Annotated in this window: 9 protein-coding genes; 3 read left to right on the top strand and 6 right to left on the bottom strand. The window is 60.0% G+C overall.

Annotation, left to right across the window (positions count from 1 at the left end; genetic code table 11):
- Positions 1-391 precede the first annotated feature (391 nt).
- The 6 genes from BJ928_RS24255 to BJ928_RS24230 all read right to left on the bottom strand — a co-directional run bounded on the left by BJ928_RS24255 (position 392) and on the right by BJ928_RS24230 (position 8,037).
- Complete coding sequence (locus BJ928_RS24255; RefSeq protein WP_047632797.1) at positions 392-1,387, bottom strand: lipid A biosynthesis lauroyl acyltransferase; 996 nt, start codon at positions 1,385-1,387, stop codon at positions 392-394.
- Positions 1,388-1,389: 2 nt separating this feature from the next.
- On the bottom strand, positions 1,390-2,862 hold the full coding sequence (locus BJ928_RS24250; protein WP_245432515.1) for a cytochrome P450: 1,473 nt from the start codon (positions 2,860-2,862) through the stop codon (positions 1,390-1,392).
- Between the two features lie 99 nt (positions 2,863-2,961).
- Complete coding sequence (gene lysA / locus BJ928_RS24245; RefSeq protein WP_047632795.1) at positions 2,962-4,212, bottom strand: diaminopimelate decarboxylase; 1,251 nt, start codon at positions 4,210-4,212, stop codon at positions 2,962-2,964.
- A gap of 106 nt (positions 4,213-4,318) precedes the next feature.
- Positions 4,319-5,500, bottom strand: a complete 1,182-nt coding sequence (locus tag BJ928_RS24240) for a PLP-dependent transferase (RefSeq protein WP_047632793.1) — start codon at positions 5,498-5,500, stop codon at positions 4,319-4,321.
- 15 nt (positions 5,501-5,515) lie between these two features.
- Positions 5,516-6,886, bottom strand: a complete 1,371-nt coding sequence (locus BJ928_RS24235) for an MATE family efflux transporter (RefSeq protein WP_047632790.1) — start codon at positions 6,884-6,886, stop codon at positions 5,516-5,518.
- Positions 6,886-8,037: a GNAT family N-acetyltransferase gene (locus tag BJ928_RS24230; protein ID WP_047632787.1), complete on the bottom strand. Its 1,152-nt coding sequence runs from the start codon at positions 8,035-8,037 to the stop codon at positions 6,886-6,888. Before BJ928_RS24230 ends, BJ928_RS24235 begins: the two co-directional genes overlap by 1 nt.
- A gap of 327 nt (positions 8,038-8,364) precedes the next feature.
- Between BJ928_RS24230 and BJ928_RS24225 the strand changes: the two genes are divergently transcribed.
- Genes BJ928_RS24225 through BJ928_RS24215 form a run of 3 tightly spaced genes read left to right on the top strand, consistent with a single transcriptional unit; the run spans position 8,365 to position 14,415 of the window.
- On the top strand, positions 8,365-12,342 hold the full coding sequence (locus tag BJ928_RS24225; RefSeq protein WP_052227761.1) for a non-ribosomal peptide synthetase: 3,978 nt from the start codon (positions 8,365-8,367) through the stop codon (positions 12,340-12,342).
- A 32-nt stretch (positions 12,343-12,374) separates the two neighbouring features.
- Positions 12,375-13,694, top strand: coding sequence for a lysine N(6)-hydroxylase/L-ornithine N(5)-oxygenase family protein (locus tag BJ928_RS24220; protein ID WP_047632783.1), 1,320 nt, complete (start codon positions 12,375-12,377; stop codon positions 13,692-13,694).
- Positions 13,663-14,415 (top strand): 4'-phosphopantetheinyl transferase superfamily protein, encoded by a 753-nt coding sequence (locus tag BJ928_RS24215; protein ID WP_245432514.1) that lies wholly within the window; start codon positions 13,663-13,665, stop codon positions 14,413-14,415. The genes BJ928_RS24220 and BJ928_RS24215 overlap by 32 nt, the downstream gene beginning before the upstream one ends.
- The last annotated feature ends 148 nt before the right edge of the window (positions 14,416-14,563 follow it).

Here is a 14,563-nt window from a genome sequence, read left to right as displayed (position 1 = left end):
TTGACCACCGTCTCATCATGCTGCACCAGCCAGTCAAGAACAAAGTTCCCACCAATAAAACCGGCACCGCCTGAGACCAATATCGTCATCGAAAACCCGTTCTTGCACCTAGCCGCATAATAAGATTGTCATCGGAGCGCCTGCCGAAACGCAACGGATGACGGTCAGTAAATGATGCCACGACAGCGACACCGGACAAATTCCGAAGGAGCCGTATCGATCCTCGCGGCGGATAATTATCGCAGTCGCTAATGGCCTTCAACCTTTTGAAACCAAATCACGCAACCTGCGATCACAAATGCGCAATAAATTCCACAACGAAAACAAAACTTGTACTCCAGCAAGCGTGAGCAGCTAGGGAATACTAGAATGAAGCCTCCGGGCTTCTGAATTACGACCGATTATCTACAAAATACCACTGCTCCGGATACAAACGCACCATTGGTTCCATCACGGCATTCAAATGGACTACGTCTTGAACAATAGGCCCCGCAGCTTCCCTCACTTCAGGCAATCTGAACGGCGTCAGACCCCTTAGCACAAAATTCGCCCTTTCCTCTCGAACAATATAGAGCGGCCATATCAGCGCATTCGTCTTGCGCGCCATGCGCGCCACAACCGCATAATTTCCTTCGAGATGCGCCGGTCGGCCAAAGAAGGGCGCGCGGATATGCCCGTTGAAACCCTCATCACAGAACATCAGTAGATTGCCACCGCTCTCCAGGATTCGTAGCGCTGGTCGTACAAAACTGCGACCGGGCTTCAGTATGCCAAGCCCTGCCCCCTTACGGAGCCGGTTGACAATGAAATGGCGGGAGCGGCGTTTGGGTGGGTCGTAATTCATGGTCACGTCAAGCCCCATATCGAGAAGGCAGTGCCAGAGCACTTCCCAGTTGCTGATATGGGGCGCGATGAAGATCACGGGCCCTTCGCTGCAGCGTTCGACTAGTCCTTCGGTGCCGATCTTGCGGACATGCCGACGGGCCAGTCTCGGCACGACGGAATATTCCGCCATCTGTCGGCCTTGGGAATCGGCGTAAGCCGTGAGAAGTTTCCCAAGCTCTGCATCGTTGAGCTCGGGCCTGATCATCTTGAGGTTGGCAGCTGCGCGCGCATAGGCGCCTTTGTGGAAACGCGGCGCCAGGAAGCGGCCAAGCCAGCCACCCAGGTCGGAACAGACTCTCGCCGGCAGCAGCATGAAGGCAAAGTATAGGAAGAGATCGATACCGTTATCGATGTTCTCGTAAAGCCAGTAGCGCAGAAATGCCTTGCGCCGATCACCGCCGGCGAGAAAATCGGCAAAAGGCGGAGCCTTTGGAGGTTCGTAGGTCCACGCCTTGCGCTTGGTTGCGGCGCCCCCTTTCTCTGTCTCGTCCCCGGTTGACATTCCTAGCGCCTGTGTAACGTCACGGGCATGCCGTCGCGGGGGCGGAGTGTCAGGCGGCATTGCGGCTGGACCTTGTGCCCTTCCTTGATGCGCACACGAAAACGCTGGGCAAGGATTGCCAGGCAGAGGATCGCTTCGGTCAGACCGAACTGCAGCCCGGGGCATACGCGCGGGCCGGCGGCAAAGGGAATATAGCTGTAAGGCGCCGGGCGCGCATCACCGAGGAAGCGCTCAGGGTGAAACCTGTGCGGCTCGGGAAAAAGCGAATCCGTGCGATGCAGTATCCACGGCACGATCATCACCAGCGCCGCCTTGCGCACCTTGATATCACCGATCTGATCCGCCTCGGCCGCTTGCCGTGCGAGGATCGGCACTGGCGGATAGAGACGCAGCGTCTCCTCGATGACCGCTCGGCACCAGTTGAGGTTCGCAACATCGTCGATTGACGGGACACGATCACCACAGACAGCGTCGATCTCCGCATGAACGGCCTCTTCCACCCATGGGGCGCCCGCAAGCAGGTACCAGGCCCAAGTCAAAGTCGCAGCGGTGGTTTCGTGGCCGGCCATGAAGATCGTGGCGGCCTCATTTCTGAGCGCCACGACGTCAAGCTTCAGCTCGGGATTGCGCTGTTGCCGACGGATCAGGAGCTCGACCATGGAACTGTTGTCGCCCTTGCCGGCGAGGTGGTCTTCGATCACCTGATCGATGATCCGGTGAATGCGTTTGACCGATCTGCGCAGGCTTGGCGTCTTGATGATCGGCAAGCCCTCGTCGAAGCCGAGGAAATAGCCGAGATTGATGGAATCGACCAGCGACTGGTAGCTCGCGAAACCTTCCGTGACGGCATTGGCGCTTTCTTCGCCGAGATCATTGCCGAAGATGCTGCGGGAGATGATCTCCGCTGTCAGCCCTGCCATCTCGAACAGAGCATTGACCTCCGCACCCTCCCCTAGGCTCTGCCAGCGCTCGGCAAGCTCGCTCGAGGTGTTTTGCATAATTGCGCCGAAGGCCGGAACACGGTTCTTGTGGACGATATCCGAGACTAGCGGCCGTCGCTGTTTCCAGGTTTCCTTGTCGGAGATGAACAATCCGTCGCCCAGCAGATATTCCAAAGCGCGTCGCATCTGCGGCGTCTTGCGCTCGAAGTTCTCGTGACGCTTGGCAACCACGTAGCGGATGGCATCGGGCGAATTGACGATGATGAGCTGGCGGCCGAGAAGCTTGAACTCCGCCACATGCTCGCGGTAATCGGCGCGACGCCAGATCGACAGGAAATCGCTGCGCGCCTGCAGCATCAGCTTCAGCGGCTGGCCGGGCTTGCCGCTGTAATAAGCGGCATGAGCCGGCTCGAAATATCGCGACGACTGGTCGGCGCGTTCGACGATTTCGGTTTTCTGATCAAGCCAGGCCAGCATAGCGGTGCAGAACTTTCGCGCCTTGCGGCCGGTAACGATGTGACGACGACCGGACATTCACTGCTCGGTCGCGCCCACTATATTCATTTCGCAACTGCAGAAAAGCCCCCTGCTCCATCGAAGCAGAGACCCTTCCCTTTCGTCGAAATCAGATCGCTACGGCTCGAGATCTTCCAGCATGAACAGCTCATCCAACGTCTGGCGGCGGCGGATCAAGCGATGGTCTTCGCCATCGATCAGGATCTCGGGCGCGTAAAGGCGGCTGTTATAGTTCGACGACATCGTCGCCCCGTAGGCACCGGCGCCATGGAAGACGAGATAGTCGCCGACATGGGCCTCCGGCAGATCGCGCGTCTCCACCGTGCCATTATCCGTCTGCGTGAAAACATCGCCGGATTCGCAGAGCGGGCCGGCGACAACCGTGGGCAAAATTGCCCCTGCGGCGGTGCGAGGCGTCTTGCCCGGGATCACGGAAATATGGTGATAGCTGCCATACATGGCCGGTCTGGCAAGATCGCTAAAACCGGCATCGACAAGCACGAAGCGGTTGCGACCCATCATCTTGACGGCCCTGACTTCGGCAAGCAGCACGCCGGAATCGGCCGTCAGGAAGCGGCCTGGCTCGATTTCCAGCCGGATCGGGTGGCCGAAATGCGCCTCGATTTCGCGCCGGGCCTTATCCCAGAGCGAAAAATAATGAGCGGGATCGATCTCCTCTTCGCCTTCCCGGTACGGAACGGAAAGACCGCCACCGGCGGAGATGGCCTCGATATCGACATTCAATTCACGGCAAAACCCGATCATCGCACCGCAAACGCGCTGCAGGTGCCCATAATCGACGCCGGAGCCTATGTGCATGTGCAGTCCGACGAGCTTCAGCGAATATTGCCGCGTCAGCGCCACGGCCTCCTGCAGTTGCTCGAACCAGATGCCGTGCTTGCTGGTCTCGCCGCCGGTATTGGTCTTCTTGCTGTGGCCATGCCCGAAGCCGGGATTGATGCGCAGCCACACCCGATGGCCCGGTGAACGCTCTCCCAGCTGATGCAGCATATCGATGGAGCCGATGTTCACCTCGACCTTGTCGGCGATAACGCGTTCCAACGTCGGCCGGTCGAAGACATCGGCCGTGAACACGAGCTCCGCCTCCCCTTGCGCGCCGCCGGCAGAAAACCCCGCCCGCATCGCGCGATCGATCTCTCCAAGCGAGACTGCGTCGACCCGCACGCCTGCGTCACGCATTTCCCTCAGTATATGAATGTTCGAACAGGCCTTTTGCGCATAGCGAATGACATCGAAAGCTGCGAGTTGCGCGATGCGGCGACGGATCGAGGCGGCATCGTAGATCCAGAGCGGCGTTCCATATTCGGCGGCAAGCGCGCTCAGCGTTTCATTGGAGGGGGTGGTCATCTTGTCTCAATCGGTCAGGGCGGGAATAGATCAACAATAAAAATAGTATGGGCGGAGCGGCAGTACCACTCCGCCCGCGTTGCTTTGTCAAGCGATCGGTACTGACCTAGCGTTTCGACGCCACAAGCGCCTGCTCGATATCGGCAATGATATCCCTGGCCGAATGCAATCCGACATTCAGCCTGATCGTGCGGTCGCTGACGCCGAAACGGGCGAAGACGTTGGTCTCCGGCGAGATACTGAGCGCTGCCTTTGCCGGCACGACAAGGCTCTCCGGGCCGCCCCAGCTCACGCCAATGCGGATAAGACGCAATGCGTCGACGAAATCGGCGATATCGATACGGTCTGAAACCTCGAAGGAAAACAGGCCGCCGAAACCGCTGAAGGTGCGCTTGCCGGCGTGGTCGCCAAGTGCCGGATGCATGACATTGGTCACATCTTCATGGGCCTTGAGCCAGGACGCCACCTCCAGCCCGGCTTCATGGTGATGGCGCATGCGGAATGGCAGGGTTTCCAGATTACGCAGGACCAGCCATGCCTCGAAAGGTGCGAGCTTCGCACCCGTATAGGGATAGATTTCGCTATTGATCCGGTCGATATGCGCCTTGGAGCCGGTGACCAGACCGGCAACGGTGTCGCTCTGGCCGCCGAGATACTTCGAAGCCGCGTGGATGACGATATCGATGCCGACGGAAAGAGGCTTCTGATAGAGCGGCGTTGCCCAGGAATTATCGACCATCGTGACGACACCGTGACGCCGGGCAGCTTCGGCGATTGCGGTCAGATCCTGCAACTCGAAAACCATGGAGGTCGGATTTTCGAGATAGGCGAGCTTGGCGCCGGGAAGGGCAGCAAGCATCGCCTCGGTGTCCGTGCCGTCGATGTAATCGACGACGATACCGAAGCGCTTCAGCACCTTTTCGAAGAAGCGGAAGGCATCGCTGTAGACGTGCCGCACGGTGACGATACGATCACCCGGTCCGACGAAAGCGAGAACCGCGGCGGCGATCGCACCCATGCCGCTCGAAAAGGCGCGCGCCTCTTCCGCACCCTCCATTTCGGCGATCCTGCGTTCCAGAAGCCGTACGGTCGGATTGTCGCCGCGAGAGTAGATCGGCTTTTTCGAACGGCCGGCGAAGACGTCCTCAAGCTCCTTGTAGTTGTCGAACAGGAAGAGCGACGTCTGGTAGATCGGCGGCACGGCGGCATCGAACGGATCGTCGCGTGGCGGCATCAGCGCATCCGGAACGGCGTGGCGGTAGGCATCGAATCTCGGCGTCTCGTTCATGACGTTCCTCTTGGGTCAGGGGTGAAGTGTCGATTGGCCCGCAAGGCGGGCTGGCGCGTCGGTTGGCAAAATGGCGAGCCATTCGCGCCATCCGACGAAGCCGCCGAGGATGGCGGCAAGGATGGCGGCGCTGGCGGCGGCAATGGAGACGCCGGCAAAACCCATCCAAAGCGGCAGCAAGAGCAGAAGCGGGATCAACAAATAGCCCTGCGGCGCAAGCCCCACGAGGGCGGAGAGCCCGGCTTTGCCCCGCGATTGCAGCATGACGAGCAGCACGGATTGAAAGGCGGCAAGCGGAAAGATCGGAAAGAGTGCCCGCAGCCACGCGACTGCCTCGTCGACCACCTCGGCGCTATCCGTGAACAGGCGCGCGATCGGCTCGGCGGCCAAAAACAGCAGGATGGAATAGAGCAGCGCGACGGGTATTGTCACGGCCAGCATGAACCGGACGGCCGCCTTCAATCGCTCCGCATCGCCGGCGCCGAAGGCATGGCTGACGACGCTTTGCGCCCCAAGGCAAAAGCCGAACAACGGAAGCTGACCCAATGTCATCAAGCGAATGGCGATCGCCGTTGCGGCAACACCCGCGTCGCCGCCGTGGACCGCGGCCTGCCGCATCAGGACCAGAAAGCCAAGCCCGGTGACGATGCTCGTCGCCGCCGCGGGAATGCCGATCCGGGCGATCGGCCGAAGCAATTGCCAGCATACCGCCCCGCGGGCCACGTTGACGGCCCCCCAGTGGCGCAGGAAGTAAGCGGCATAGCATGCAAGGGCTGCAATCGACGAAACGATGGTCGCCAAAGCCGCTCCGGACGCGCCGAGCTTGAAAAGAAAGATGAAGACGGGATCGAGAACCGCATTCAGCGCAAAACTCGCGATCAGCACGATCATCGAGAAACGTGAATTGCCTTCAGCGATTGCGATGAAATCGCAGATCGCCTGCAGAAGGCCGAGCGTCACCCCGAATGCCAGCAGCCGGCCGTAATCGAGCCCCGGAGCAAGGAGGCTGTCGCTCGCGCCGAGTGCCCCGACAAAATCCGGCAGGCCGAGATAGATCAGGATCGACAGGAGGATGCCAAGCGGCATCGTCGCGGCAAGCGCTGTCGTCGCAACCGACGACGCAGCTTTAAGATCTCGTTCGCCGAGATGGCGCGCCAGCAGCGTGGCAAGCCCGATACCCAGCCCCTGGCCGGCCGCAGCGACAAGCAGAAACAGCGGCATGACCAGACTGATGCCGGCCAGCACGTCTGGCCCGAGTGCGCCAAGAAAGACCGCATTGATCGCATGATGTCCGGCGCTGGCGGCCAATCCCGCCACGGCCGGGAGCGCGACAGCCAGAACGAGCCGCGGGATGCGCGGATCGTTCATATCCACGACCGTCGTCATCACACGGCTCGCGGCAGCGAACCAAGAACAGGCTGCCCATCCTCCATGGAAAGACCCGTGAGGTCCGGCATCAGCAGCCGATCCATGAAGAAGCGTTCGCGAAGGAGCATGACCAGCAGCGCCTTTTTGTGCGGAAACTGAATGTGCTTGACCTTGGCAAAGCCGGAGCGATCGAGGTTGCGGATCTGCTGGGCATGATGATGGATGGGCTCGCCGACGATGCGGCGGGTGCGTGGATCAGCCAGAAACATGTAGTGCATCAGGGACGGCAACCAGGCACTGACGAAGGCCTTTCCGCGGAAGTCGTCCTCACCGATCGCCACATGCCAGCCGCGATCATAGCCATCCGCATCGTAATGCGGGCCGATCCGGTCTTCCTTCGCCCAATAAAGCTCGAAGTAACCGAAGGGCACACCGCCGAAGGTCCCGATCAGCGGCAGCGTGCGCGGATCGGCAAGACGGCCGGCGATGAAATCGCGATGGTAGGAAAGATCGCCAGCGTCCTCCCATATGGCGGCGACCCTTTGATCGTTCATCCAGCGATGGAAATGCGGGAGATCAGCGTCGACGTCGGCGACATGGAAGCCGAGCTGCGTGTTCAGCCAGGGAATGAAGCGGCTGTAGACGCGACCGGCAGGCTTCGGCGGCCGTTGCGGATGAAGGACGCCGCTTGTCAGCACCGGGACTTCCGGATAGGCATTTGGCGTAGCTCCCAGCCAGGCTCTTGCCTGCTGGAAGAAGGACTCAGGCCGCACGATCAGGCGATCACCGCTGCGCTCGATTGCGCCGCATTCAAGCAGCCGCCTTGCAAGATCATTGTCCGCAAGCTCGATCTCGAAGCAGGTCAATTGTGGATTGCATGCCAGAACGGCCTCCGACACAGCGTTGACGATATCCTCGCCGGAAATTGCCGGAACTGCGACGGACATTCTATCGAATGTCAGGAGATTATTGGCTGGACCCGACAGATAGCCGGATGCCACCTGCGCCCCATGATGCTCGACACGGAAGCTTTGCGGCGCAGGTCCAGCCGAGACGGTCAGCGGCTGGCCGCAGATGAGCGCGCCGCTCGCAAAACCTGATGCCGGCAGGCGCAGATCAAAAGATTTCTTCACCATCCTATCGTCCCTGATCGCCAGAGAAGCGTCCATATTTCATCTCCACATGTCCAGAACCACGCCGGCTGAAATCGGCAAGCCGAGCACAACGCTAATTCCGCAGTGACGAACGACATCACCAAAAATTCAAAATATTTTCCGGAAAATATTTTTTGAAAATCGCCTGAATTTTTCAAAACTCCGTTCGTCATGCAGCTACGTCGACGTAATTTTCGGAGTATCTGAGTTTATCGACGCCAGAAAGTCAGAGAAATCAATCGATTAAACTTAATATCTTCAATGGATATTGAGGTGTGTACATTATTGTATTTCGATTGATCAGATATGTATTTCAGTACATTCAGGGAGAATGGCGAAGAAATGACTGCCCATGATCGGAATGCCACGGCAGCAAACGACTCGGATTACATCGCCAAATGCTCGCTATCGCCAGCACAGTCACGCATCTGGCTCTTGTCGGAGACGGGTAACGAAGTCGTCTACGGGCGACAAATACTCGCCATCACCTTTCCTTCCGTCGCTCTTGCTGCAGCACGTAGGGCACTCTCAAGGCTTTCGCAGCAGCATCCCCTCATCACCTCGGAATTCGAAGCGCGTGCAGGCGGCGCCGTCCAGCAGATCCTGAAAAACGACCGCTTCGTCGAGATCGTTGAGACAGAGTTGGTCGCTGGCGACGATCTGAGCGAGGCTTTGGCGAGGGCCACTTCGGCGGAACGAGCCCGCGCGATCGATCTCGCCGATGGCAATCCGGCCCGCTTCATCATTCTAACGCAAAACGGAGAGGCGTTCGGCGCCGTGTTCTCCCTTCACGCGATCCTCGCCGATGCCGTAACGCTCGATCTGCTTGCGACGGATTTCCTTCGCGACATCGACGGTCATGACGCGGCGGATATCGCGGAGGAGGCTCTGCCGGACGCCTTATCGTGGATGATTGCGAACGGCTCTCCGCGCAATCCGACACCGGAGCTAGTCGATTTCTGGTTCCAACGGCTGACGGCTCAGGAGAACATCGCATCGCTCCCGCCGCAGACATCGGCGGCGAAGGGCATTGTCGACGAGGCCTGGTTCGAACAGGTGATCGAAGTGCCGGTAGGGGCGGCTGCGGATACCTCCCGCGACATGCTTGCCGCGCTTGGGATCACGCTGCGGCGTCATTCCGGATACAGTACGCAAAGGATCGGCCTGGTCACCCGGCCGCAAAGGCAGAAGCTTGCTGCCCGCAGCGAGGATGTACTGATCCTGACGACCGATCTCAATGGCGCGATGACTCTTGGCGATGCCCGCGCGACCTTCCTTGAGGAGATCGAGGCGGCCACCCGCCAATCCCTGCCCTTCGAGGCCCTTGCAGACGCTTTGATCAAACGGGACGAACTCTTCGATACGACCGGTCTCGTCAAGACGCTTCTCGATGTGCGCCCATCCCTCCGCGTTGCGGAAGCCACTTCCAACGGGGCGACGGTCCGAGGCTTGGTCGAGCCACCGGCACGTCGCGATGCCGATCTGGTCGTCACCGTTTCGCCGGCAACTGCCGGCAAGTTGCGCATCGGCATCGGCTTCGATCCGCAAAAGCATGATCGAAAGCAAGTGGGCCGCTTCGCAGACGATCTCGCCATCGCACTTGCGCAGCTTGACGCCGATCCTGGCACGCAGATCAAGCACATTCCCTTCGTCTCCGCGGAAGAGCTGGACAGGCTTTCCGCGCCCTATCCCGATGCGCCGGAACCGGATGATGGCACGCCGATCCACGAGGTCATTTCCGCGCAGGCGCGCCGGCGGCCGAATGCATTTGCCGTGGCGCAGGGCGAGAAATCGGTGACCCATGGCGAGCTTGAACTCGCCGCCAATCGGCTGGCGCATCATCTGATCGCGCTCGGCATAGGGCCGGAGAAACGCGTTGCCATCGCGCTCGAAAAATCGATCGACGCGATCGTCGCCATTCTGGCGGTCCTGAAGGCGGGCGGCGCGTTCACGCCTGTCGAACCGGATCACCCCGAAGCACGCAATCGGCACATCCTGACGGCGCCGGGGCTCTCGCTCGTCATCTCCCGGACGAAACACATCGCCAACCTGCCGGGCGATATCGCAACGCCCTACCTCGATCTCGATAAGACCGACCTATCCTCCGAGAGAGTCGACGCACTGGCAACGTCGATTGCCCCGCAACAGCTCGCCTATGTGATCTACACCTCCGGTTCGACAGGCGTGCCGAAGGGTGTTGCGGTCGAGCACGGACCTTTGGCGCATCATTGCAAGGCGACCTTGCGCATCTACGAGATGAGCGAGGAATCCTGCGAATACCCCGTTCTTCCGTTTACGTCCGACGGCGGTCATGAACGCTGGATGGTGCCGCTGATGGCAGGCGGTGGCGTGGTGCTGACACAGGACAAGCTCGCGACACCGGAAGACGCTTTTGCAATGATGAAGCGCCACGGCGTCAACAATGCCAGCCTGCCCACCAGCTATGTGCGCGGCCTTGCCGAATATGCCGGCGAAAATAGCGAAATACCGCGGCTACGGCTCTATTCCTTCGGCGGCGAGGCCTTGTCACAGGCGGTGTTCGACATGATCACCGAAAACCTGAAGGCGCAGTTGCTGATCAACGGCTACGGCCCGACCGAAACGATCATGACGCCGATGATCTGGAAGATCCCGGCGGGAACCCGCTTCGAGGGGACGGTCGCGCCGATCGGCCGCGGCGTGGGCGATCGGCGCATCTATGTGCTCGATGCCGACCTTGCGCCCGTTCCGGTCGGCGTGATCGGCGAAATCTACATCGGCGGCAGCGGCCTTGCGCGCGGCTATCTCGGCCAGCCCGAGTTGACCGCGGACCGCTTCATTCCCGACCCCTTCTCGCAAGGCGGCAGGCTCTACAAGTCGGGCGATCTCGGCCGCTGGCGGGAAGACGGCATCGTCGAGTTCGCCGGCCGTGTCGATCACCAGATCAAGTTGCGCGGCTTCCGCATCGAGCCCGGCGAGATCGAAGCCGTGCTGCGCTCGGATCAGCGGGTCGCGGAAGCCGTCATCCTACTGCACAATGACGGCGGCCGTAGCTCTCTCGTCGCCTATGTGGTGCCGCGCGAGGGCGCAATATTGAGCGTGACCGAGTTGCGCCGCGCCGCCATGACGGCGCTGCCCGACTACATGGTGCCGCAGACCATCATGCTGATCGACAAGCTGCCGATGGGGCCGAACAGCAAGCTCGATCGCGCCGCCCTGCCCGCACCGCGCATCGAGCGCGACATGGCGGCTCCCGCCAACGACAAGGAAAAGGCGATCCTCGACGTCTGGAAGGACATACTGGATATCGGCGATATCGGCGTCACGGAGAATTTCTTCGATATTGGCGGGCAGTCGCTCATGGCCGTGCGCATCGTCTCGCGCCTGAAGATGCGCCATCCCGAATGGCCGCTGTCGATCGCTGACATGTTCAACCATCCGACAGTGCGCGACCTCGCGCTGGCGATCGACGGAACTCCTGACGAGGCGGGCGTCGACGTCGTCTATCTCCGACGCAACGGCGACCGGCCGGTGCTCTATTGCTTCCCTGGCCTTCTCGTCAGCACGCGCGAATATATGCGCCTCGTCGACTATCTCGGCCCGGAACAGCCGGCGACCGGCTTCATCTGCTATTCGCTGACCGAGACCAAGACGCTGAGCACCCGCGTCGAAGATATCACCGCTCGTTACGCCGAGGCCGTCCGCAAAAAGGCCAACGGCCGCCCTTGCGCCTTCCTCGGCTGGTCGTGGGGCGGGCTGCTCGCCTATGAGGCCGCCCGACAGCTCGGCAACGATATCGATCTGCGGATGATCGGCATGGTCGACGTCTGCGACATGGACGAGGAATTCACGGTCGGCATCATGCCGCGCTTCGAGGACGGTATCCGGGAGCGCACTCATGCCGCCGTGCAGAGCTGGCTTGCAACCACACCGATGCGCGAGGATTGGAAGAGGCTTTTTGCCGCCATGAACGAGGAGGTCTACGAACAGTTCCTCCACCATGTCGTCAAGCACAACGTCAAACTGCCGACAGATGGTCCGGATATCGGCTCGGAAGAACACACCTTCTGGATTCTCATCGACAATGCGATGATCTTCCGCAACTACCGCTTGGAGCAGTCCGATTTCCGCATCCACGCCTTTGCGGCCGAGGATTCCCTGACACGCGCCCTCAACGTCATCGATTGGCGGCGCTATTCGCCAAACGCCACGGCATCGGAGATCGTCACCGGCACCAACCATCTGACGATCATCGGCAAGACGCCCTTCCACCAGCGCTTCGCCCGACGGCTCGATCATGCCTTTGCGCCGGGACCGCTGTCCATCGGCACCGTCAAGTAACCCCCTCTTCGACATCATTCTGGAGCTGCATCATGACATCGCACGTGCTCGACCTCGCCGGGGCCGGAATTGGACCGTTCAACCTCAGCCTTGCTGCTCAACTCGATTCCATACCGCAACTTTCGGTGCGCTTCTTCGAACGGCGCCCGTCCTTCGCATGGCATCCGGGAATGATGCTGCCGGGCGCGGAAATGCAGACATCGATCCTCAAGGATCTGGTGACGGCCACCAACCCGACAAGCCCCTGGAGTTTCCTCTCCTATCTTGTTGCCCATAAACGCTTTTATCAGTTTCTGAACGCGGAATATGAGGCAGTACCGCGCAAGGAATTTGCCGATTATCTCGGATGGGTCGCCCGCGGACTGACTTCGCTTCGCTTCGGCGCCAGCGTTCGTGAGGTCCACGCCAATGACGGCTTCTTCTCGATTGCCAGCGATGACGGCGCGATCAGCGCCCGCAATCTTTCCGTCGGTGTCGGCAAAATACCGGCCCGGCCCGCCTGGGCCGAACAACTGCCGAAATCCATGACCTTTCATAGCAGCGAGGCGACGCAGCGGCTCGTGGGCGTCAAGGCTCCGCGCGTTGCCGTCATCGGTGGCGGCCAAAGCGGTGCCGAGATCGTCGATGCGCTTCTGGATCTGGATACCGTTTCGAGCATCCATTGGATCAGCCGCAGGCCGAATTTCGAACCGCTCGATGCCACACCATTTACCAACGAGCTCTTCACACCGAGCTATATGGAGCGCTTCCACGGGCTGCCCGAAGAACTGCGCCTCACCCATACGCGCCGGCAGGTGCTGGCAAGCGACGGCGTTTCCGCCTCGACCTTGAAGAAGCTCTATCGCCGGCTCTACGAGCGCAAGCTTGAAGCGCGGGGTGCTCCCGATCACGGCATATCGCTTCGCCCCTTCCGTAACGTCATTGCCGCCGAGCAGGATGGCCCGGAAATCACGCTGACGATGCGCAACGGTTTTGACGACAGCATCGAGACGCTGACCGTCGACATGATCGTGCTTGCCACCGGCTATCGCTTCGTGCTTCCTGACTTCCTGCATTCGCTCGAAAACCGTATCGAGCTCAGCTCCATCGGCGAGCCGGTGCTGGAAACCGACTTCTCGCTCGCATGGGACGGCCCGAGGGAGAACCGCATTTTCGTCCTCAACGCCGGGCGCCACAGCCACGGCATTGCCGAACCGCAGCTCAGCCTTGCCGCATGGCGCAGCGCTGTGATTGCCAACGCCCTGCTCGGTCACCAGCATTTCGATCTCGATCAACTCGATCCCATCGTACAATGGGAAACGCACGCACCGTCCTCGGAACTTGCCTCCCACCTGGGACAGGCGGCGGAATAGAGTGGATTTTCTCCGAACAGGGGAAGACGTCGCGCAGGTCGAGCTTCATTGCCTGTACCTGCACGACGGATTTGATCTCCCGGACCGGCTGTTAAGCGAAGCGGAAAGACACCGTGCGTCGGCCTTTCGATCGGCCGACGCACGGTGTCTTTTCGTTGCCGGGCGTATCCTGTGTCGAAGCATCATCGCCAATCTGCTTGGCTGTACGCCGCAAGCACTTTCTCTGGCAATTACCCCCTCCGGCAGGCCTTACCTACGCGATTATCCCGATATCGACTTCAATCTCTCGCATACGAAAGACCGCGTGGCGCTCGCAATCTGTCGCGGCGGCCGCATCGGTATCGATATCGAACGCATAGATGCCTTTTCGGAGGAAGAGACCCGCGAGATCATGCCCATGATCCTTTCCGAACAAGAGCTCAACCAAGTCCATCGATTTGACACGAGACATCGCCACGATGTCTTTCTCGCCTGCTGGGTTCAGAAAGAGGCTGCACTGAAGTGCCTTAGCCAAGGTTTTCTAGCCGACCCGCAAAGCGTGATGCTGGCACCTGGAAATGCAACCTTTAGCGGCACATGGCAGCTTTCAGGTGAGCCGATCTTCATCCGCTCCGGCCGAATTGGCGGCGGTGAAAGCGCGGATTTTCAATGGGCCGTCGCGACATCGAAGGCAGCGACAACGCCATTGTGGCGGCATCACAAAAACGGGATTTTCTACTAGATCCTCTGGGAAATTTAAATAAAATCAGGTGGATAATCCGTGATTTAGAAGTTGCTTCACTTTTCCCTTCTTCTATCTTGACTATTATTATCATGTTTTATAGGGTCCCTTTCAAAAAGAGGGGCACATCGAAATGCAACTTTGGATT

The sequence above is a fragment of the Rhizobium sp. WW_1 genome, from assembly GCF_003610155.1.
GTDB classification, from domain to species: domain Bacteria; phylum Pseudomonadota; class Alphaproteobacteria; order Rhizobiales; family Rhizobiaceae; genus Rhizobium; species Rhizobium tropici_A.
The sequence above is the reverse complement of the archived record's forward strand: the minus strand, read 5'-3'. Positions and strand labels throughout refer to the sequence as shown.

What these genes read in the sequence shown, in the direction of transcription:
- BJ928_RS24225 (WP_052227761.1), top strand. Translation starts at nt 8,365, where the DNA reads ATGACTGCCCATGATCGGAATGCCACGGCAGCAAACGACTCGGATTAC.
- BJ928_RS24255 (WP_047632797.1), bottom strand. Translation starts at nt 1,387, where the DNA reads ATGTCAACCGGGGACGAGACAGAGAAAGGGGGCGCCGCAACCAAGCGC.
- BJ928_RS24240 (WP_047632793.1), bottom strand. Translation starts at nt 5,500, where the DNA reads ATGAACGAGACGCCGAGATTCGATGCCTACCGCCACGCCGTTCCGGAT.
- BJ928_RS24250 (WP_245432515.1), bottom strand. Translation starts at nt 2,862, where the DNA reads ATGTCCGGTCGTCGTCACATCGTTACCGGCCGCAAGGCGCGAAAGTTC.
- lysA (WP_047632795.1), bottom strand. Translation starts at nt 4,212, where the DNA reads ATGACCACCCCCTCCAATGAAACGCTGAGCGCGCTTGCCGCCGAATAT.
- BJ928_RS24230 (WP_047632787.1), bottom strand. Translation starts at nt 8,037, where the DNA reads ATGGACGCTTCTCTGGCGATCAGGGACGATAGGATGGTGAAGAAATCT.
- BJ928_RS24220 (WP_047632783.1), top strand. Translation starts at nt 12,375, where the DNA reads ATGACATCGCACGTGCTCGACCTCGCCGGGGCCGGAATTGGACCGTTC.
- BJ928_RS24235 (WP_047632790.1), bottom strand. Translation starts at nt 6,886, where the DNA reads ATGACGACGGTCGTGGATATGAACGATCCGCGCATCCCGCGGCTCGTT.